The organism is Methylobacterium carpenticola (assembly GCF_042748905.1).
Lineage (GTDB): Bacteria > Pseudomonadota > Alphaproteobacteria > Rhizobiales > Beijerinckiaceae > Methylobacterium > Methylobacterium carpenticola.
The window spans coordinates 2,263,717-2,280,966 of the sequence record NZ_JBHZEO010000001.1; the positions used below are offsets into that span (position 1 = coordinate 2,263,717).

At 72.3% G+C, this 17,250-nt stretch carries 19 protein-coding genes; 9 read left to right on the forward strand and 10 right to left on the reverse strand.

The window, feature by feature from the left end; translation table 11 throughout:
- The first annotated feature begins 121 nt into the window (after window positions 1-121).
- The 6 genes from ACE101_RS10720 (at window position 122) to ACE101_RS10745 (ending at window position 5,939) form a co-directional block, all read left to right on the forward strand.
- Window positions 122-832 carry a GntR family transcriptional regulator gene (locus ACE101_RS10720; protein ID WP_379128973.1) on the forward strand — a complete coding sequence of 237 codons (711 nt, stop codon included), beginning with the start codon at window positions 122-124 and terminating at the stop codon, window positions 830-832.
- A gap of 67 nt (window positions 833-899) precedes the next feature.
- Entirely contained in the window at window positions 900-1,679 is a 780-nt protein-coding gene (locus ACE101_RS10725; protein ID WP_379128976.1) for an SDR family oxidoreductase, read from the forward strand.
- 13 nt (window positions 1,680-1,692) lie between these two features.
- The gene (locus ACE101_RS10730; protein WP_379128979.1) at window positions 1,693-2,826 is read left to right on the forward strand and encodes a pyridoxal phosphate-dependent aminotransferase; all 1,134 of its coding nucleotides are present in this window, start codon (window positions 1,693-1,695) and stop codon (window positions 2,824-2,826) included.
- 16 nt (window positions 2,827-2,842) lie between these two features.
- Complete coding sequence (locus ACE101_RS10735) at window positions 2,843-3,721, forward strand: alpha/beta fold hydrolase (protein ID WP_379128981.1); 879 nt, start codon at window positions 2,843-2,845, stop codon at window positions 3,719-3,721.
- On the forward strand, window positions 3,721-4,989 hold the full coding sequence (locus ACE101_RS10740; RefSeq protein ID WP_379128985.1) for a Zn-dependent hydrolase: 1,269 nt from the start codon (window positions 3,721-3,723) through the stop codon (window positions 4,987-4,989). Before ACE101_RS10735 ends, ACE101_RS10740 begins: the two co-directional genes overlap by 1 nt.
- Complete coding sequence (locus tag ACE101_RS10745; protein WP_379128988.1) at window positions 4,986-5,939, forward strand: cupin domain-containing protein; 954 nt, start codon at window positions 4,986-4,988, stop codon at window positions 5,937-5,939. The genes ACE101_RS10740 and ACE101_RS10745 overlap by 4 nt, the downstream gene beginning before the upstream one ends.
- Window positions 5,940-6,308: 369 nt before the next feature.
- Here the strand turns inward: ACE101_RS10745 and ACE101_RS10750 are convergent, their stop codons facing one another.
- Complete coding sequence (locus tag ACE101_RS10750) at window positions 6,309-6,902, reverse strand: LOG family protein (protein ID WP_379128991.1); 594 nt, start codon at window positions 6,900-6,902, stop codon at window positions 6,309-6,311.
- 217 nt (window positions 6,903-7,119) lie between these two features.
- Here ACE101_RS10750 and ACE101_RS10755 point away from each other — a divergent pair, with 217 nt between their 5' ends.
- The gene (locus ACE101_RS10755; protein WP_379128993.1) at window positions 7,120-8,412 is read left to right on the forward strand and encodes a LysM peptidoglycan-binding domain-containing protein; all 1,293 of its coding nucleotides are present in this window, start codon (window positions 7,120-7,122) and stop codon (window positions 8,410-8,412) included.
- Window positions 8,413-8,449: 37 nt separating this feature from the next.
- Here ACE101_RS10755 and ACE101_RS10760 read toward each other — a convergent pair whose 3' ends face one another.
- From ACE101_RS10760 to ACE101_RS10775, 4 genes are read right to left on the reverse strand one after another with little or no spacing between them, the layout of a single operon-like run.
- Window positions 8,450-9,160 carry a maleate cis-trans isomerase family protein gene (locus tag ACE101_RS10760; RefSeq protein ID WP_379128996.1) on the reverse strand — a complete coding sequence of 237 codons (711 nt, stop codon included), beginning with the start codon at window positions 9,158-9,160 and terminating at the stop codon, window positions 8,450-8,452.
- On the reverse strand, window positions 9,160-9,933 hold the full coding sequence (locus ACE101_RS10765; protein ID WP_379128999.1) for an ABC transporter ATP-binding protein: 774 nt from the start codon (window positions 9,931-9,933) through the stop codon (window positions 9,160-9,162). The genes ACE101_RS10760 and ACE101_RS10765 overlap by 1 nt, the downstream gene beginning before the upstream one ends.
- Window positions 9,934-9,936: 3 nt before the next feature.
- Window positions 9,937-10,800 carry an ABC transporter permease gene (locus ACE101_RS10770; protein ID WP_379129002.1) on the reverse strand — a complete coding sequence of 288 codons (864 nt, stop codon included), beginning with the start codon at window positions 10,798-10,800 and terminating at the stop codon, window positions 9,937-9,939.
- Window positions 10,784-11,797 (reverse strand): ABC transporter substrate-binding protein, encoded by a 1,014-nt coding sequence (locus tag ACE101_RS10775; RefSeq protein ID WP_379129004.1) that lies wholly within the window; start codon window positions 11,795-11,797, stop codon window positions 10,784-10,786. The genes ACE101_RS10770 and ACE101_RS10775 overlap by 17 nt, the downstream gene beginning before the upstream one ends.
- A 409-nt stretch (window positions 11,798-12,206) precedes the next feature.
- On the opposite strand from ACE101_RS10775, the gene ACE101_RS10780 reads away from it, so the two are divergent.
- Entirely contained in the window at window positions 12,207-12,923 is a 717-nt protein-coding gene (locus ACE101_RS10780; protein ID WP_379129006.1) for a GntR family transcriptional regulator, read from the forward strand.
- A 65-nt stretch (window positions 12,924-12,988) separates the two neighbouring features.
- Window positions 12,989-13,732, forward strand: a complete 744-nt coding sequence (locus ACE101_RS10785) for an aspartate/glutamate racemase family protein (RefSeq protein ID WP_379129008.1) — start codon at window positions 12,989-12,991, stop codon at window positions 13,730-13,732.
- Here ACE101_RS10785 and ACE101_RS10790 read toward each other — a convergent pair whose 3' ends face one another.
- The 5 genes from ACE101_RS10790 to ACE101_RS10810 form a co-directional block, all read right to left on the reverse strand.
- A complete protein-coding gene (locus ACE101_RS10790) occupies window positions 13,733-14,266 on the reverse strand; it encodes a gamma carbonic anhydrase family protein (protein ID WP_379129010.1) in 534 nt (177 codons plus the stop codon).
- Window positions 14,267-14,387: 121 nt separating this feature from the next.
- Window positions 14,388-15,083 (reverse strand): di-trans,poly-cis-decaprenylcistransferase, encoded by a 696-nt coding sequence (locus ACE101_RS10795; protein WP_379129013.1) that lies wholly within the window; start codon window positions 15,081-15,083, stop codon window positions 14,388-14,390.
- A 54-nt stretch (window positions 15,084-15,137) separates the two neighbouring features.
- Window positions 15,138-15,500, reverse strand: a complete 363-nt coding sequence (locus tag ACE101_RS10800) for a transcriptional regulator (RefSeq protein WP_379129016.1) — start codon at window positions 15,498-15,500, stop codon at window positions 15,138-15,140.
- Window positions 15,493-16,113 (reverse strand): hypothetical protein, encoded by a 621-nt coding sequence (locus tag ACE101_RS10805; protein ID WP_379129018.1) that lies wholly within the window; start codon window positions 16,111-16,113, stop codon window positions 15,493-15,495. Before ACE101_RS10805 ends, ACE101_RS10800 begins: the two co-directional genes overlap by 8 nt.
- A gap of 151 nt (window positions 16,114-16,264) precedes the next feature.
- A protein-coding gene (locus tag ACE101_RS10810; RefSeq protein WP_379129020.1) for an IS630 family transposase occupies window positions 16,265-17,211 on the reverse strand; the annotation gives its coding sequence in 2 pieces (ribosomal slippage) (window positions 16,265-16,875 and window positions 16,875-17,211; 948 coding nt in all).
- Between the last annotated feature and the right edge of the window lie 39 nt (window positions 17,212-17,250).

The window sequence follows — 17,250 nt, forward strand, 5'->3', positions numbered from 1 at the left end:
GGTACGGTTCTGGCTAGGCGTCCTCGGCGGCCCGCAAGGGCGCGCAAGGGCGGTGGCGGGGGCGGAGACGATCCGGTGATGGCTCCTATGTATACAAACACTGACATAAGAGATGCATGATATGGCACCGCGTGCACAAAATGGCGCCATCCGGATCGAGGAGGGGCGCCAGCCGGCGGCTCCGGTCCCGGGCCTGACCCTGGCCGAGAGCCTGCGCCAGCAGCTCGAAGCCGCCATCGCGGCCGGGCATCTCGAACCCGGCAGCCGCCTCGACGAGCAGGAGATCGCCCTGCGCCACGGGGTGTCGCGCACGCCGGTGCGGGAGGCGTTCCGGCTGCTCGCCGCCAGCAACCTCGTCGAGCTGCGCGGGCGGCAAGGCGCGGTGGTGCGCACCATCGGGGCGCACGCGCTCATCGAGATGTTCCAGGTCATGGCGGAGCTGGAGGGCCTGTGCGCCCGGCTCGCCGCGCGGCGCGTGGCGCCCGGCTGGCGGTCGACGATCGAGCCGATCCATCAACGGCTTGCCGCCCTGGTGGACGGGCAGGACGCCGACGCCTTCTACGACGTGAACCAGGAGTTCCACGAGGCGATCTACGAGGCCTCCCGCAACGCCTTCCTGGCCGACCAGACCCGGCGCCTGCGCAACCAGGTCGCCGCCTATCGCCGCCGCGTCACGCGGATGCCGAACCGGATGGGCGACACGATCCGCGAGCACGAGGCGATCATGCGGGCGATCCTCGCCCACGATCCCGAAGCCGCCCACAAGGCGATGCGCGATCACGTCGCCCTGCTCGGCGACAACCTCCTCGACTTCCTGGCGGCCTTCGAGTGACCGGCGGCACGGTTGGTATGCAAATTGCTGATCTTTGCATACCGAACTCGCGCCCCGGGAGACCCGCGTGCATCTCGACCTCACCGACAAGACCGCCCTGATCACCGGCGCCTCGAAGGGCATCGGCCTCGCCGTCGCCCGGGTGCTCGCCGCGGAGGGGTGTCACCTCCACCTCGCGGCCCGCAACGGCGCCGCCATGGAGGAGGCCAAGCGCGCGCTGGAGGCCGAGCACGGCGTCCGCGTCACCGTCCACGCCCTCGACCTCTCCAGCACGGCGGCGATGGAGGATCTCGCCGCCGCCGTGGGCGACATCGACATCCTGATCAACAATGCCGGCGACATCCCGGCCGGCTCGCTCGAGGTGCTGGACGACGCCGCGTGGCGGCGGGGCTTCGACCTCAAGGTCTTCGGCTACATCACGCTGTCGCGCCTGTACTATCCGCGCCTGAAGGGCCGCGGCGGCGTGATCCTCAACGTGATCGGCAATTCGGGCGAGAACTGGGACGCGAGCTACATCGCCGGCTCCACCGGCAACGCGGCCCTGATGTCCTTCACCAAGGCGCTCGGTGGCCGCAGCCTCGACCACGGCGTGCGCGTGGTGGCGGTCAATCCCGGCCCGGTCGCCACCGACCGCATGCTCAAGATCATGAAGCGCAAGGCGATCGACATGCTCGGCGACGAGGCGCGCTGGCAGGAACTGTTCGACAAGTATCCGGGCAAGCGCCCCGCCACCTCCGAGGAGGTCGCCGACCTCTGCGCCTTCCTGGCCTCGCCGCGGGCCGCCTACATCACCGGCACGGTGGTCACCATCGACGGCGGCATCGCCGCCCGCGGCTCGGTGATCTGAGGGATTCCCGCCGATGTCCGCCGCGCTCACCCGCAACCGCTACTTCGACGCCCTCTCGGCGACGCCCGGCCTGATCTGGCTCGGGCAGAACACCAACCACATCGAGGCCCATCCGGCGGTGCGCGCCGCGATGATCGGGGCGATCGAGGAGGGCGCCTTCAACGCCTACGCGCCGCCCCTCGGCTTCGAGGCCCTGCGCGCCGCGATCGTCGCCGATCTCGGCACGCCCGGGGCCGAGGCCCTGGTCACCGAGGGCGGCGTGAACGCGCTTGCGATGGTCTGCCGGGCCCGCTGCCGCCCCGGCACCACCTTCGTCACCACCGACCCGACCTGGAAATGGCCCTGCCTGTTCGCCGAGCAGCAGGGCGCCACGGTGATCGAGATCCCGATCTACGATCCCGCCTGCAACTACCGGCTCACGCCCGAGGCCCTGCGGGCCAACGTCGATGAGCGCACCGCGATCATCTACCTCGTCGATCCCAACAACCCGCTCGGCATCCGCTACACCCGCGAGGAGATCGAGGCCTTCGCGGCCATCGCCCGCGATTGCGGCGCGCTCCTCGTCCACGACTGCACCTATCGCGACTTCGCCGACGGCCATCATCCGGCGCTCCATGCGGCGCCGGAGGGCGCGGTGGTCTCCTTGAGCTTCTCGAAGTGGCTCGGCCTCGCGGGCCTGCGCATCGGCGCCCTCGTCGCGGCGCCGGCCCTGTTCGAGGAGATCGCCGGGCGCACGACGAGCGTGCTCGGCGCGAGCGTGATCGCCCAGCGCGCCGCCGCGGCGGGGCTCGCGGTGAAGTCCGACTGGATGACCGAGGTGCGCCGCGTCGACCGCGCCAACAAGGCGATGATCCGCGAGGCGGCGGCCCGGGTCGAGGGCTTGGCCCTGCCGGTCTTCCCCTCGCACGGCAACTTCCTGGTGCTGGAGACGGTGGGCGCCGGCATCCGGCCCGAGGCCCTGGTCGAGTGCTACCGCCGCCACGGCATCATGATCCGGCAGGGCACCTATCACACGGCCCGCTTCGGCGACCGCTTCGTGAAGGTCTCGACCTCGGTGCCGACGCCGTGGGTGGAGAAGTTCTGCGATCTCCTGCCCGCGCTCGCGGCCGAGGCCCGCACCCTCAACGACCTGCCACCCCAGTTTTGACGGACCCAGACGACCCATGATCATCACGACCCGGGACGGCGTGGCGCTCCACGTCGAGGAGGCGGGGGAAGGCACCCCGATCCTGTTCATCCACGAATTCGGGGGCAACCACGCGAGCTGGGAGCCGCAATTGCGCTTCTTCAGCCGCCGGCACCGCTGCATCACCTACGCGGCGCGGGGCTATCCGCCGTCCGGCGTGCCGGAGAGCCTGGATTCCTACTCGCAGGCCATCGCCGCCGACGACGCGGTGGCGGTGCTCGACGGGCTCGGCATCGAGAAGGCGCACATCGTCGGCCTCTCGATGGGCGGGTTCTGCACCGTGCATGTCGGCCTGCGCACCCCCGAGCGGGCGCTCTCGCTCACCGTGGCGGGCGCCGGCTACGGCTGCGAGAAGGAGTTCGAGGCGTATTTCCGCGGCGTCTCCCTGGAGGTGGCGGAGAATTTCGAGCGCCGGGGCGCCAAGGAGTTCTCCAAGATCTACGCCCTCGGGGCGAGCCGGGTGCAGTTCCAGAACAAGGACCCGCGCGGCTGGCAGGACTTCGCCGAGCGCCTCGCCACCCACTCGGATCGGGGCGCGGCCCTGACCATGCGCGGCGTCCAGGCCCGCCGGCCCTCGTTCTACGATCTGGAGGACGCGCTGAAGCGCATGGCGGTGCCGACCCTGGTGGTGGTGGGCGACGAGGACGACCACTGCCTCCAGCCCGGCATCTTCCTGAAGAAGACGATTCCCGCCTGCGGCCTCTCGGTCTTCCCCAAGACCGGCCATACCCTGAACCTCGAGGAGCCCGCCGCCTTCAACGCGCTCCTGGCCGAGTTCATCGCCCAGGTCGAGGCCGGGCGCTGGCTGCCGCGCGACCCCCGGGCCCTGCCCGGGCAGATCATGCGGACCGCCTGATGGCGCCCGCGATCGATCCGGACCGGCTCTGGCGGCGCCTGATGGCGCTCGCCGAGATCGGCGCCATCCCGGGCGGCGGCGTCGACCGCCAGGCCCTGACCCCGGGCGAGATCGCGGCGTGGCGCCGGGTGATCGGCTGGGGAGGCGAGGCCGGGCTGGAGCCGGCGACGGATGCGGCCGGCAACCTGTTCCTGACGCTCCCCGGCCGCGACCGGGCGGCCGCCCCGGTGCTCGTCGGCAGCCACCTCGACACCCAGCCGACCGGCGGGCGCTTCGACGGGGCGGCCGGGGTGCTCGCGGCCCTCGAAGCCGCGACGGTGCTGGCGCAAGCCGGCGAACGGCCGGCCCGCGACGTCTCGGTCGTGGCCTGGATGAACGAGGAGGGCAGCCGCTTCGCCCCCGGCATGATGGGTTCGGAGGTGTTCTGCGGAGCGCGCAGCCTCGACGCGATCCGGGCGGTCCGGGACGCGGAGGGAATCAGCGTCGGCGAGGATCTCGACCGGCTCCTCGCCGCCTTCCCCGACCTCCCCCGCCGCCCCTTCGGATCGGCCGGGGCCTATCTCGAACTCCACATCGAGCAGGGGCCGCTTCTCGAGGCCGCCGCCTGCCCGGTCGGGATCGTCACCGGCATCCAGGGCAAGAAGACCTATGTGGTGCGCCTCTCCGGCGCCGAGGGCCATGCCGGCACCCTGCCGATGGCCGAGCGCCGGGACGCGGTCGCGGCCTTCGCCCGCTGCGCGAGCGCCCTCGACCGCGCGGTCGGCGGGATCGACCCGGCGGTCAAGTTCACCATCGGGCGGGTGCAGGTCGCGCCGAACGCTCCCTCGGTGGTGGCCGGCGAGGTGCGCTTCAGCATCGACCTGCGCCACCCGGACAATGCCGTGCTCGCCGCCGCCGGGGCCCGGATCGCGCCGCTCTGCACGCGGGAGGCCGCTCCTTGCGAGGCCGCGGTGACGCCGCTCGTCGATGCGCCCTCGAACGGGTTCGATCCGGCGCTCCAGGCCCGGATCGGGCAGGCGGCCCGGGATCTCGGCATCCGGGCGATGCCGATCCTCTCCGCCGCCGGCCACGATGCCCGCCACCTCGCCGGCCTCTGCCCGAGCGCGATGATCTTCATCCCCTGCCGGGACGGGATCAGCCACGCCCCGGCCGAATGGACCGAGCCCGCCGACCTCGCCGCGGGGGCCGCGGTGCTCGGGCGGGTGCTCGCCGATCTCGCCTTCGCCGACACGCTTCCCCTCGCCGCTTCCGATGGAGCCGCCCGATGACCGCCTCCCCCGCGATCCGCGCCGCCGCGCCGATCGACATGGCCGACCTGCCCGTGCAGCACCCGGCTTCGCCCGCCGGTCCGGCGCAGGCGCGGGCGCGCTTCTTCAACTCGGGCAACGCCTTCAACATCAAGCTGCCGCCGGTGCCCGGCCGGGTCTTCACCGACGAGGCGGCCCGGGCCCTCGCCCCGGACGCGCCGACCGGCTTCATCGCCTGCGACCAGTCGGCGGCGATGGCGAGCCCCTTCCCGGCCACGACGCCGCTGATGCTCGCGCGCTACGCCGCGATCGCGGCGGGCGACGACCTCACCTGCGCCTGGGCCGCGACGGGCTCGATCTGGTTCGTCATCGCCGGAACCGGCGAGACCCGCGTCGGCGGCGAGGTGCTGCGCTGGGGCGCGGGCGACGTGCTGCTGCTGCCCGGCGGCGTCCCGGTGGTGCACGCGGCCGGAACCCGGGCGGTCCTGTGGGTGGTCAGCAACGAGCCGCAGCTCGCCCACGACGCCTCGCAGGCCCCCCGCGCCCCGGTGGCGCCGGTGCATTACCCGGCCGCCGAGATCGAGCGCCAGCTCGCCCTGATCGTCTCCGCGACCGCCAATGCCTCGACCTCGGGCCACGCGCTGATCTTCTCGACGGATGGGCTGGAGGCGAGCCGCAACCTGCTGCCGACCCTCACCCTGTCGCTGAACACGCTGCCGGGCGGCACGCATCAGCGCGCGCACCGGCACAATTCGGCGGCGATCACCCTGGCGGTGGCGGGCGAACGCTGCTTCTCCACCGTCGACGGCGTCCGCTGCGACTGGAGCCCCTGGGCGACGCTGGTCACGCCGCCGGGCGCACCGCATTCCCACCACAACGCGGGCGGCGGCCTCGCCCGGTTCCTGATCGTGCAGGATGGCGGCCTGTACTATCACGCCCGCACGATGGGATTTGCGTTCCTGGAGGAGTGACGAGCTTCCGAAAGGCCGGTTCCGGACGCCGGATCGTCAGGCCCATGGCGCAGGATCGGGCACCGCGCGCTCGAGCGACGCCGAACTCCGCAATCGCGGAGCGTCGATCGGGCATCATAGCGTCCGGGCGTGATGCCCGATCGGCACGGTGCCCCCGGCATCCGCCTCGCTCCTCGATCGAACGCGTCTCCGGCACTTCGATGTTGCTCAGCGACACGTGGCCGTGCCGCGTGGCGCCCGGATCGGACGTCACGGGCCGGACCCATCAGGAAGCCCACGCGCAGCACCATGTTCCGCGCCCGCGCCGGCTTCCCGGAGCCGCCGCGCGCGGATGATGAGCCGCCTCCCGCCCGTTATCCCCAGCTGTTTTTAGAACCGTTCCTCGACCAGCGCATCGGCCTCCGGACGGGCCGGCGCCCGGCGCGCGGCGTCGGTGAGGAGGGGCACGACGTCCTCGGGCTTCTGCGCCACCAGGTAGTGCGGATCGAGCCCCTCGCGGATGAAGCCGGTCTCCCGCATGTGGTCGAGGAGCGCCAGGAACGGCGTCCAGAATCCCGCCACCGACAGGAGCAGGATCGGCTTGGTGTGCTGGCCGAGCTGCGCCCAGGTCATCTGCTCGACGAGTTCCTCCAGGGTGCCGATGCCGCCCGGCAGGGCCACGAAGGCGTCGGAGCGCTCGAACATCAGGCGCTTGCGGGTGTGCATGTCGTGCACGACGATCGTCTCCTGCACGTCGTCGAGCATCCGCTCGCGCGACTTCAGGAAGTCCGGGATGATGCCCGTGACGTGGCCGCCGCCGTCGAGCACCGCGCGGGCCACGGTGCCCATCAGCCCGACATTGCCGCCGCCGTAGACGAGGCCGATGCCGGCCGCGGCGAGGGAGTGGCCGAGCGCCGTCGCGGCATCCCGGAAGATCGGATCGGCGCCGAAGCCCGAGCCGCAATACACGCAAACCGTCCGCATCAATGCTCCGCGCCGTTCCGCTGCGTCCCCCGTCCCCGGCCCGTCCGGAGCGGGACGTCCGCACGGCGCAAGATCCGGTCCAAGGATGAGGGGCACCGCAGTTTGGTGTCTTCTGGACATGCCTGATAATATGGCGGGGATCGACCGAGGTTGTCGACCAGGAGGCGAATGGCCGCGCGCGGGTCCCCCGGATCCGCGCGTTCAGGAGTGGAACGCCATGACGGCGGAGTTGCAGCGGGGCGTGTTCCTCGCGGGCGTCGGGCTCGTGAGCGGTGTGGTGCTCATCGGGGTCGTCACGAGCGGGACCCGCCTCCTGTCCATCGGGACGGCCCCCGCGCCGGCCGCGGTTTCGAAACCGGCCCCGCCGGCCTCGCAGCGCGCGGCCTTGCCCGCGAGTCCCGCGGCGCCGGCCGAACCGGCCCGCGCGCCGAGCTTCGACGTGATCCGGGTGGAGCCGGCGGGCGACAGCGTCGTCGCAGGCCGCGCCGCGCCCGGCACCGAGGTCGAGCTTCTGCGCAACGGCGAGGTCTTCGCCCGCACCACGGCCGACCTGGCGGGCCAGTTCGTGCTGGTGCCCCCGCTCCTGCCGGTGGGCAGCCAGGAGATCAGCCTGCGCAGCGTCGCGCCGGACGGCACCCGCGTGACGGGGCCGGAGAGCGCCGTGGTCTCGGTCTCGCCCGAGCGCACCACCAAGCCGCTGGTGGCGGTGAGCGCGCCGGGCAGGGCGACGGCGGTGTTGTCGCAGCCCGAGGCGGCGGAGGCGGCGAAGCCGCCCATGCCGGTTCCTGAGGCGGTCCCCGCGGTCGCGGTCGTGCCCCCCGCCGCGACGCCGATCCGCATCGCCAGCGTCGACGCCGAGGCCGGCGGCAAGCTCTACGTCAGCGCCCAGGGCGCACCGCAGGCCAATCTGCGGCTCTACCTCAACGACACGCTGGTCGCGCCGGGCCAGGCGGGCGCCGACGGCCGCATCGCCTTCGCGATCGGGCGCGGCGTGCGCCCGGGCGATTACCGGGTGCGGATCGATCAGGTCGATCCGGCGACCGGGACGGTGAAGACCCGCTCGGAGGTCACCTTCGCGGTCCCGTCGACCCTCGACACCGCGCCCGCGGCGGCGGCCGAGGTCAGGAAGGCGCCGCGGGGCTCCGTCGCCACGGTGGCGGCGGCGACGCGCGAGGCCTCGGCGGTCCCCGCCGCGACGACGCCCGCCGTCGATGGAGCCCTCGCCCCGCCGGCCCCGAAGCCGCAGGTCCCCGTCGTCGCGGCGGGCCGCCCCGAACCGACTCAGGGCCCCAGCACGGTGTTCGTGTCCGCGGTGAACACCGCCACCGTCGTGCGCGGCGACAATCTCTGGACCATCAGCCGGAAGGCCTATGGGCGGGGCACGCGCTACACGCTGATCTTCGGCGCCAACCACGCCCAGATCCGCAACCCGAACCGGATCTACCCGGGCCAGATCTTCGTGCTGCCGGGGGAAGCCCCGCCGGCCGCGGGGGCGCCCAAGCGCGGGTAGGGCCGCGGCGGGCTCGGCGGGTCTCCGGAGCCGCCACTCAGAGCGCGAACACCCGGCCCCAGCGGGCGAGCGGCGCCGGATCGGCCCCGGCGCAGCGCAGGGCCGCCCACAGCGTCACGGCGATCGAATCGTAGACGGGGATGCCGAGTTCGGCTTCGAGCGCGGGCGCGAGCGCCGTCCCGTCGACGTTGGTGCAGACGATCGCGGCCGCCTCCGCGCCCTCCCGGGCCACCGCCCGCACCATCTCGGCGACGGCGGCCTCGGGCCATTCCGCGAAGGAGAAATTGTCCTCCCGCCCCGCATGCCGCTCGGCCGTGCAGTCGAATCCGTCCGCGGCCCAGTTCGCCTGGATGCGGGCCTGCACGTCGCCGCGATAGGGCGTCACGAGGCCGATGCGGCGATGGCCGGCCCGGCGGAAGACGTCGCGGAACCCCAGTACCGCCGTGCAGGCCGGGACGCCCGTCGCCGCCGCGATGGCGGCGCAGAGCGCCTCGTCCCGCGCGAAGCCGAGCCACGCCGCCGAGGTTCCGTTCCAGGCGATGGCGTCGACCTTGGCATCGGCGAGCAGGCTCGCCGCCTGGACCACGGGCGCCTCGTCGAACTGGCCGAGATGGGCCTCCGCCAGGGAGATCGCGGTGACGCGGAAGCGCGAGAAATGCGCCGTGACGCCGGGCAGGTCGCCCAGCATCGCCGCCGTCGCCGGTTCGAGCCGGGTGTTCGACGACGGCGTCAGCATGCCGAGCCGCATCAGGCGGCCTGCTTCAGACGGGCCGATCCCTCGCGGATCAGGCCGAGGACGTGGCGCTTCATGTCGTTGAAATCGGGGGCCGTCACGTCCCGGGGCCGGGATGCGTCGAAGGGCAGGATCTCGCGGATCCGGCCCGGCCGGCGGCTCATCACGGCGATGCGGGTGCCGAGCACCAGGGCCTCGTCCACCGCGTGGGTGACGAAGATCACGGTGGCCTTCACCCGCTCCCAGATCGCCACCAGCTCCTCCTGCATCTCGCTCTTGGTCTGAGCGTCGAGGGCCGCGAAGGGCTCGTCCATCAGGATCACGGCCGGGTTCATCAGGAGGGCCCGGGCGATGCCGACCCGCTGGCTCATGCCGCCGGAGAGCTCCGCCGGGTAATGCCGCTCGAAGCCCCTGAGGCCGACGAGGTCGACGTAGTGCTGCGCCCGCTCGCGCCGCTCCGCCTTGGCGACGCCCTTGAGCTTGAGGTGGAAGGCGACGTTGTCGAGGACGGTGAGCCAGGGCATCAGCGTCGGCTGCTGGAACACCACGCCGCGGTCGGCCCCGGGTCGCTCCACGCGCTGGCCCGCCACCCGGATCTCGCCGGAGGTCGGCGCCTCGAACCCGGCGATCAGGTTGAGGAGCGTGGACTTGCCGCAGCCGGAGGGGCCGAGCAGGCAGAGGAACTCGCCCGTCTCGATGGTCATCCGGGTGCGCTCCAGCGCCACGAGGTCGGCGCCCTCGCGATCGCGATAAACCTTGCGGGCGTCGAGGAGTTCGATCGCGCTCATGGCTCAACGCCCCTGCACGGTGGTGGCGCGCTGCCAGTGCAGCACGGAGGCGGCCACGGCCTTGAGGCCGAGATCCGAGAGGTAGCCGAGCAGCCCGATCGAGATCATGGCGGCGAGCACGATGTCGTAGCGCAGGAAGTAGTAGGAATCCCACAGCACGTAGCCGAGGCCGCTCTTCACCGCGACCATCTCGGCGGTGACGGTGAGCATCCAGGCCGAGCCGATGGCGATGCGCAGCCCCGAGACGATCGAGGGCAGTGCGGCCGGGAGCACGATGGCGGTGAGGAGCTGGCGCTCGCTCGCGCCCATCATGGCGCCGGCCCGGATCAGGTTGCGGTCGACCGAGCGCACCCCGTGGATGGCGTTCATCAGGATCGGAAAGAAGGCGCCGAGGAAGACCAGGAAGATCGCCGGCTTGTCGGCGATGCCGAACCAGATGATGGCGAGGGGGATCCACGAGACCGGCGGGATCGGCCGCAGCATCTGCAGGGTCGGCTCCACCGTGCGCTCGATCAGGCGCGACCAGCCGATGGCGACCCCGAGCCCGATCCCCGCGAACGCCGCGATGGCGTAGCCGGCGAGCACCCGCGACAGGCTGGCGAGCGCGTCCTGCAGCCAGTGCCCCGAATAGCTCTGGGTGCTCTCGTCGAAGCCGCCGACCCAGTCGGCCAGCGCGTGCAGCACCGCGGAGGGGGCCGGCAGCAGGGCGGGGGGCAGGGCGCCGGAGCGCGCGAAGGCCTCCCAGCCGGCGACGAGGAGGAGCGGCAGGGCCGCCCGCTCGGCGAAGCCCGTGAGCCGGCGCCGCAGGGCGGACGCGGCCGGCAGGGGCAGGGCGGCGGGCCGCGTCACATCAGTAGCCGAGGCCATCGCGGGTCTTCTTGGTGGCGGCTTCGAGGAAGGAGAAGTCCATGTTCGCCTCGACCTCCTTGGAGACGTCGCGGCTGATGTACTTGAGGTCGCGCATCATCTCGGCGATGGCGAGGGTCTTGGCGCGGTACATGCGGTAATCCGGCTCGGCGTTCTTGAGCGCCTCGGCGGCGACGTCCCGCGACAGGCCGGTCTTCTGGTTGATGACGTCGATCCACACGCTCTTGTCGGCGTCGAGCTTGGCGACGAGGGCGACGTCGGCATCGACCACCGCCTGCACGGCCGCGCGGCGGTTCTTGATCACGTCCGAGCGGGTGACGATCAGGTTCGTCAGCTTGCCGGCCGCTTGGTCGTAGGGGAGGACGAAGTGGTTGGCCGCTCCCGCGAGGCGGATCTGCGAGGCGAAGGGCTCCACCGAGCAGACGAGGTCGACCTCGCCCCGCTGCATCGCCGCGAGGTGGTCGGACGGGTTCGGGATGTTGACGAACTGGATGTCCTTGTTCGGGTTGATGCCGTGCTTGAGCAGGGCGCCGCGCATGTGGATGTCCTGCGCGTTGCCGCGCGAGGCCGCGACCTTGAGCGGCGTGCCCGCGCCCTTGCGGGATTCGACCAGGGACTTGAAGCCCGCCCAATCCTCGGCCGCGAGGGTGAGGCCCTTGGCCGAGAGGCATTCGGAGCCGCCATTCACCTCGCCCGCCACCGCGACCACGTCGAAACCCTTGTCGAGGGCGGTGACGTAGTGGAGGTAGGTCACCTGCGCCACGTCGATGCTCTTCGAGACCAGGGCCGTGAGCACGTCGTTGCCGGAATTGAAGCCGGTCGCGTCGACCGTCACGCCCTTGGCGAGGCCCGGGATCAGGGCCACCGGCAGGCAATGGGCGCATTTGGCGTAGCCGAGCTTCACGGGCGCCGGATCCTGCTGCGCGAGGGCCGGGGAAGCGCCCGCTCCCGCCCACAGGGACGCCGCAAGCACGAGCGCGAATCGATGCCGGATCACGGGACACCTCGGAGCTGCCGCAACGGCTGATCCGCTGCTCCGCAAAGCCTGCGGCGGTCCGCGGAGCCTTGCAATGCATTTTTCCGGCATTGCATGCAATTCGTGCTAAATGACGATGCGGGCGTCAGAACATGCCCGCAATTGGTGCGCCCGCCCGGCACGGCGAGCGGCTATGCTCCTCAGCGGACCTGCGTTGGCGTGCCACCGCTTCGTCCGCGTCGATTCCTGATGTGTCGCAGGTTCTTGTCGCGAAACCGGGGGCCGCCTTCGCGAACCCTGCTTGGAGCCTTGTCCGACGAAGTGGATCCCGGTTCGTCGCGGACAATGCGGTAAAATCAAAGACCGAGAGCGGCGCGCGATCGCCACCTGATCGGGCGCCGCTCTCGCCACCCCAGTCGCGAGATCGCTCATGGATCAGGTTCGGCGCCCGCGCGGACGCCCTCGCAAACCCGTCCTCGTCATGCCCGAGGGCGGCGGCCGGCTCGGCCTGCACGAGCAGGCGATGCGCCGGCTGCGCGACCTCATCGTGGACGGCACCCTGCCGGCGGGCGCGCCTCTCGTGGAGACGGACCTGTCCGAGCGGCTCGGAGTGTCGCGCACGCCGCTGCGGGAGGCGGTGAAGCTGCTCGCGGTCGAGGGTCTGGTGGAGCTGCGGCCCAACCGCTCGCCCCGCGTCGCCGCCCTCGACCCCGCGACGGTGGCGGCCCTGTTCGAGGCCCTGTCCTGGATCGAGCGGGCGAGCGCCGAACTCGCCGCCGCCCGCATGACCGGCGCGGAACTGGAGCGGCTGCGGGCCCTGCAGGAGGCGATCGAGACCCATCACGATGCCGGGGAGCTCGCCCCCTACTTCGCGCTGAACCAGCAGATCCACGCCCTGATCGTCGCCGCCGCCCGCAACGGGCCCCTGCGCGAGGCGCACGAGGGCTTGCACGCGCGGGCCGAGCTGGCCCGGCGGCGGGCGCTCGGCAGCCGGGCGCGCTGGGACGAATCGGTGCAGGAGCACCGGGCGATCCTCGCCGCCCTCGACGCCCGGGACGGCGCCCGCGCCGGGCTGCTCCTCGCCGAGCACGTCGCCCATACGGGCGCGGCGCTCCTCGCCGCCCCTCCCCGCTCCGACGCCGCCTGAACCGCTCCTGGGACCGATAACAACTCTTGGGACCGAAACTCGTGGGACCGAAACTTTTGGGACCGATGCGCCTCCTCCTCCTCAATCCGAACACGACCGAAGCGGTCACGGCCCTGATGCGCGAGAGCGCCGCCGCGGTCGCGGCACCCGGCACCGAGATCCTGACCGCGACGGCGTCCCGGGGCGTGCCCTACATCGCCACCCGGGCGGAGGCGCAGATCGGTGGCGCCATCGCGCTCGAGATGCTGGCGGAGGCGCCCCGGATCGACGCGGCGATCCTGGCGGCCTTCGGGGATCCGGGTCTGCTCGGCGCGCGCGAATTGTTCGACTTCCCGGTGATCGGCCTCGCCGAGGCCGCCATGCTGAGCGCCTGCCTGCTCGGCGGGCGCTTCGGCATCGTCACCTTCGCGCAGGCGCTGGTGCCCTGGTATCGGGAATGCGTGGCGATGCACGGGCTGGAGGCGCGCTGCGCCGCGATCCGCGCCCTCGACGGCCGCTTCGCCTCCCTGGCCGAGGTGCAGGCCGAGAAGGAGGACCAGCTCGTCGCCCTCGCCGAGGCGACGGTGCGGGAGGACGGCGCCGACGTGCTGATCTTCGCGGGGGCGCCGCTCTCGGGCCTCGGCCCGCGGGTGCGCGAGCGGGTGCCCGTGCCGGTGGTCGATCAGGTGGCGGCCGCGGTGAAGCTCGCCGAGGCGGTGGTGGCCCTGCGCCCGCGCAAGGCCACGGCCGGCACCCTGCGCCGCCCCGCCCCGAAGCCGAGCCGCGGCCTGCCGGAGGCGCTCGCGGCCCGGATCGCGCACACGGACTGATTACGGATCGATCCGCCGGAGGCCCGCGGCGTAGCGGCGGCCATTGGCGACGTAACGCTCGGCGGAGAGCCGCAGGCTCTCGACGGCCTTGTCGTCGAGGCTGCGCGCCACCTTGGCGGGCGCGCCGACGATCAGGCTGTTGTCGGGAAATTCCTTGCCCTCGGTGACGAGGGCGTTCGCGCCGACGAGGCAGTTCCGGCCGATCCGGGCGCCGTTGAGGATCGTCGCCCCCATTCCGACCAGGGTGTTCGCTCCGATCGTGCAGCCATGCACGATGGCGCCGTGGCCGACGGTGACGCCCTCGCCGAGATCGAGCGGGAAGCCCGGATCGGTGTGGAGGACGGCCCCGTCCTGAATGTTGGTGCGCGCGCCGAGCCGGATCGGCTCGTTGTCGCCCCGGAGCACCGCTGCGAACCAGATGCTGACATCGGGGCCGATCTCGACCTGCCCGATCACGTGGGCATCGGGCGCGATCCAGACGCGGTCCGGGTCGGCGAGGCGGGGGCGGTGATCGTCGAGGGTGTAGAGCGGCATGGTCAACTCGCGGGAGGGCATCCGTCCGTGACATAGCGCGGATCGCGCGCGGGGCCGACCCGGACCTGCCGGCATGAGGTCCGCTTTGCCGGACGGACGCCGCGGTCAGCGGATGCGCCCCTCACGCCGCCGCCGGGACCAGCCCGCCGAAGCGCCGCTCGCGACCGGAGAAGTCGCGCAGGGCCGCCGCGAGATCCTCGGGCCCGAAATCGGGCCACATCCGGTCGCTGAAATGCAGCTCGGCATAGGCGCATTCCCAGAGCAGGAAGTCCGAGAGCCGTTTCTCCCCGCCGGAGCGGATCAGCAGGTCCACGTCCGGCACCCCGCCCGACAGGCTCCGCCCGAAGGCCTCGCGGCTCGCGGGGATTCCGGCGGCGGCCGCCGCCAGGATGGCGTCGCGGGCCGAGTAATCGACCGCGATGCGCAGGTGCAGCCGCTCCCCGCCCGCCGTCTCCGCCTCGGCCCGGGCCAGGGCGTCGGGCAGGCCCCGGGGCAGCCGGTCGCGGCGGCCGATCACCGTGAGGCGGGTGCCCGTGCGGGCGAGGCGCCCGGTCTCGTGGCGCAGGTAGCGGCGCAGCAGGCTCATCAGTCCCGCCACCTCGGCGGGCGGGCGGCGCCAGTTATCCGCCGAGAAGGCGAAGAGCGTCAGCGCGCCGACCCCGAGGTCGGGTGCCGCCTCCGCCACCCGGCGGATCGCCTCGACCCCCGCCCGGTGCCCCGCCGTGCGCGGCAGGCCGCGGGCGGTGGCCCAGCGCCCGTTGCCGTCCATGATCGCGGCGACATGCAGGCCCGTGGGGGTCTTGCTGGAACTTTGCATCACAAAGCCTCCGGACGGAACGCCCCGAATCAGGGCGCCGTGGGTGAGCACTGGTCAGGATCGCGCGGGATCGAGGATGGCCGGGGTCTCGTCCGCCGTCTGGGCGGCGTCGCGGACCACCTGTTCGAGGACCGCGAGGTAGTCGAGGAAGCGGCGGCGGCCGCTCGGGGTCAGGTGGCAGACCGTCTGCGGCCGGTTCCGGGCGCTGCCCTTGCGCAGCTCGACGAGGCCGGCCTCCTGCAGCACCTGCAGGTGCCGGCTGAGATTGCCGTCGGTGAGGCCGCAGAGCTGCTTCAGGTCGCCGAAGAGCAGCCCGTGCGGATGGGTGGCCAGGGAGGTCAGCACGCTCAGGCGCGCCCGCTCGTGGATCACCCGATCGAGTCCCTCGTAGGAGTAGCGTCCGCTCGGCTCAGACATCGGCGTCCCGCCGGGAGCGATGCAGGATGAGGGCGAGCAGCACCTGCCCGATGCCGAAGGGCAGGCCCATCGCCCAGGGCGAGAGGGTCCGCGCCTCGGCCGCGAGGACGATCCCGGCGAGGCCCGCGAGCAGGTACCACGCCCCGGCGAGCGACACGGCGCGCGGCAGCGTGCGCATCGCCGCGAACAGGCCGAGGCTCACGAAGACCTGCCACAGGCCCGGGAGTAGCCAGAGGCCGTCCGGCGCGACCCGGGCCAGCACCAGACCCACGAGGGCGCCGGCCGCGAGCGCGGGCAGCACCTGCTCCACGGCCGAGACGATCATCGCGTCGGCGAGGCCGGAATGCAGCCGCCGCGAGCGCGTCACCGCCTCGCCGCCGATCAGCAGCACCGCGAGCGCCGCGACGGCGATCCAGAACATGAAGTAGTCGAAGGCCGCATCCCGCGCGACGCCCATGGCCTGGAGGGAGGCGGCCGCGAGGGCGAGGCCGCCCGTCAGCGCGATCGTCGCCGGGCCGAGGCCGCAGAAATGCGTGTCGCGGGCGATCTGGCTGCGGATCGCCACGATGTCGGCGAGCGCCCGATCGAGGTCCCGGTCAGACTGGAGCGGCATCGCGCGGCACGGCCCTGGTCAGGTCCGCCGACGATGCCCGCGAACTTTGCCATGCAAAGTAAGCAGGGAATCGAGACCGGCGCAAGAGTACCGCAGAGCAGGAGTACCGCAGAGCAAGGGCAGCGCGGAGCGGGGCTAGAGCGGCATCCGATCAGGTTGCGTCGTAGCCAGCAGCGGCGAAGTAGGCTCGACACTCAGCCCGGGCGAAGCGCTGCAGGCTGCGCCGAATGGCGTCCCAGAGGTCTGGGATCGTTCGCGCCGCCGCGCTGCGCAGCAGAGCTTTCAGCTTCGCGAAGGCTAGCTCGATGGGGTTGAAGTCAGGCGAGTACGCCGGGAGGTAGAGGAGCTGGGCTCCTGCGGCCTCGATGCGCTCGCGGACACCGCTGACCTTGTGAGCCGGCAGGTTGTCCATGACGACCGTGTCACCGGGCTGGAGGGTGGGGGCGAGCACGTCCGCCACGTAGGTGCGGAAGGCTTGCCCGTTCATCGCGCCGTCGAGCAGCCAGGGTGCGGTGATGCCGCTGGTGCGCAAGCCCGCCGTGATGGTGGTGGTTTTCCAATGACCCCGCGGCACGCTCATCCGGCAGCGCTCGCCGCGCGGCGCGCGCCCGTAGCGGCGGGCCATGGCGGTACTGGCTGCGGTCTCGTCGATGAACACGAGGCGATCCGGATCGAGGTCGAGTTGGCCCTCGAACCACGCCTCGCGCGCGGCCCTCACATCCGGCCGCTCCTGCTCGGCGGCGTGGCCGGTGCTTTTTTTCGCGAGATGCCGTGGCGCTTGAAGAAGCGCGAGAGGCTGCTCTGGGCCACGCCAACGCCGTGCTCGGCCAGAGCCGCACGGAGCTCATGCAGGTAGATGCCGGGCTTCGCCTCGTAGAGCGACAGGATCAGGTCGGCCTGCGCCTCGATCCGGTGCGAGCGCTGATCTCCGCCCATCGGCTTAGGGGCGACGTGACCCTCACGGGCGAACTGCCCGCACCAACGGCTCGCGCTCGCCAGACTGACCCCGAAGCGTTCGGCTGCCTGGTGTCGGGACGCGCCGGCCTCGACGGCATGGACCACGCGCTGACGCAGATCGACGGACAGGGCTGAGGACATCGGCGCTCTCCTTCGCCGACCAACCCATCACCCCGCCAG

Bases quoted from the DNA above. Each gene is read 5' to 3' on its own strand.
- ACE101_RS10720 (WP_379128973.1), top strand. From the start codon at position 122: ATGGCACCGCGTGCACAAAATGGCGCCATCCGGATCGAGGAGGGGCGC.
- ACE101_RS10730 (WP_379128979.1), top strand. From the start codon at position 1,693: ATGTCCGCCGCGCTCACCCGCAACCGCTACTTCGACGCCCTCTCGGCG.
- ACE101_RS10735 (WP_379128981.1), top strand. From the start codon at position 2,843: ATGATCATCACGACCCGGGACGGCGTGGCGCTCCACGTCGAGGAGGCG.
- ACE101_RS10740 (WP_379128985.1), top strand. From the start codon at position 3,721: ATGGCGCCCGCGATCGATCCGGACCGGCTCTGGCGGCGCCTGATGGCG.
- ACE101_RS10745 (WP_379128988.1), top strand. From the start codon at position 4,986: ATGACCGCCTCCCCCGCGATCCGCGCCGCCGCGCCGATCGACATGGCC.
- ACE101_RS10750 (WP_379128991.1), bottom strand. From the start codon at position 6,902: ATGCGGACGGTTTGCGTGTATTGCGGCTCGGGCTTCGGCGCCGATCCG.
- ACE101_RS10755 (WP_379128993.1), top strand. From the start codon at position 7,120: ATGACGGCGGAGTTGCAGCGGGGCGTGTTCCTCGCGGGCGTCGGGCTC.
- ACE101_RS10760 (WP_379128996.1), bottom strand. From the start codon at position 9,160: ATGCGGCTCGGCATGCTGACGCCGTCGTCGAACACCCGGCTCGAACCG.
- ACE101_RS10765 (WP_379128999.1), bottom strand. From the start codon at position 9,933: ATGAGCGCGATCGAACTCCTCGACGCCCGCAAGGTTTATCGCGATCGC.
- ACE101_RS10770 (WP_379129002.1), bottom strand. From the start codon at position 10,800: ATGGCCTCGGCTACTGATGTGACGCGGCCCGCCGCCCTGCCCCTGCCG.
- ACE101_RS10780 (WP_379129006.1), top strand. From the start codon at position 12,207: ATGGATCAGGTTCGGCGCCCGCGCGGACGCCCTCGCAAACCCGTCCTC.
- ACE101_RS10785 (WP_379129008.1), top strand. From the start codon at position 12,989: ATGCGCCTCCTCCTCCTCAATCCGAACACGACCGAAGCGGTCACGGCC.
- ACE101_RS10790 (WP_379129010.1), bottom strand. From the start codon at position 14,266: ATGCCGCTCTACACCCTCGACGATCACCGCCCCCGCCTCGCCGACCCG.
- ACE101_RS10795 (WP_379129013.1), bottom strand. From the start codon at position 15,083: ATGCAAAGTTCCAGCAAGACCCCCACGGGCCTGCATGTCGCCGCGATC.
- ACE101_RS10800 (WP_379129016.1), bottom strand. From the start codon at position 15,500: ATGTCTGAGCCGAGCGGACGCTACTCCTACGAGGGACTCGATCGGGTG.
- ACE101_RS10805 (WP_379129018.1), bottom strand. From the start codon at position 16,113: ATGCCGCTCCAGTCTGACCGGGACCTCGATCGGGCGCTCGCCGACATC.